At 61.4% G+C, this 1,111-nt stretch carries 2 protein-coding genes; one reads left to right on the forward strand and one right to left on the reverse strand.

Annotation, left to right across the window (positions count from 1 at the left end):
• The first annotated feature begins 115 nt into the window (after positions 1-115).
• The gene (gene rirA / locus AC1DUU_RS32650) at positions 116-577 is read left to right on the forward strand and encodes an iron-responsive transcriptional regulator RirA (RefSeq protein ID WP_476787422.1); all 462 of its coding nucleotides are present in this window, start codon (positions 116-118) and stop codon (positions 575-577) included.
• Positions 578-584: 7 nt separating this feature from the next.
• Here the strand turns inward: rirA and AC1DUU_RS32655 are convergent.
• Positions 585-1,111, reverse strand: a 527-nt coding sequence (locus AC1DUU_RS32655) for an ATP-binding cassette domain-containing protein (protein WP_476787423.1), incomplete at its 5' end; no start/stop codon positions are given.

The following is a 1,111-nucleotide window of genomic DNA, read 5'->3' on the forward strand; positions in this document are numbered from 1 at the left end:
GTCATAAACATGACCACATTTATCACATATATTGACGAACGCTGTCTGGAATTGTTCTAAGGTATAGGCCATATTAGGACCACTCGCGGACTCAACGCAGAGCAAGGAAATCGCAATGCGCCTCACACGCCAGACCAACTACGCCATGCGCATCCTGATGTATTGCGCAGCAAACGATGGACGGCTGAGCCGAGTCCCTGAAATCGCCGCCGCCTACACGGTGTCGGAGCTGTTCCTGTTCAAGATCCTGCAGCCGCTTGTCGAAGCCAAGCTGGTCGAGACAGTGCGTGGCCGCAATGGAGGCGTACGCCTGGCCAAGCCCGCCGACCAGATTTCGCTGTTCGATGTGGTGCGCGTCACCGAAGAGAGCTTCGCCATGGCCGAGTGCTTCGAAACCGACGCCTCCGAATGCCCGCTGGTCGACAGCTGCGGCCTGAATTCGGCCCTGCGCGAAGCGCTGAACGCGTTTTTTGCGGTGCTGGCCCGTTATACGATCGCCGACTTGGTGGCAGCACGGCCGAATATGCGCGACCTGCTCGGCATCCATTTCCCGGAGCCGCAGGCATTGGCAGGCTGACCGCCTGCTAAGCCACGGCTGATTGTGGCAGAACGAACGGTATGTTGGCGGCCGGCAATGCGCCGACGCGCAGACGGCAACCAAACACCTTCTCGATGAGACCGTCAGTGAGCACCATTTGAGGTGAACCCGAGGCGACGAGCTTGCCGCGGTGCATGACGCAGATCTGGTCGGCAAACATGGCCGTCAGGTTGAGATCGTGCAGGATCGCTACCACCCCACCGCCACGCCGCGCAAAGTCGCGGGCGATGTTCATGATGATCAGCTGATGCTTGATGTCGAGGCTGGACACCGGCTCGTCGAGGAACAGATAGCGCGGCTGACCATCAAGCACCGGCGCCCAGACCTGGCACAACACGCGGGCAAGCTGGACACGCTGCTGCTCGCCACCCGACAGTTCCTGATAAAAGCGCCCGGCAAAACCTTCGAGGTCGACMCGCGCCAGCGCCCGCTCCGGCAACCTGTCGGACTCGCCGGCCAGCACGCCCGACCTGCCGCCCGTCACGCCAAGCTTGACGATCTCGCGGACCGTGA

This window comes from Aminobacter sp. P4_H6_2 (genome assembly GCF_056400805.1).

Bases quoted from the DNA above. Each gene is read 5' to 3' on its own strand.
- rirA (WP_476787422.1), top strand. From the start codon at position 116: ATGCGCCTCACACGCCAGACCAACTACGCCATGCGCATCCTGATGTAT.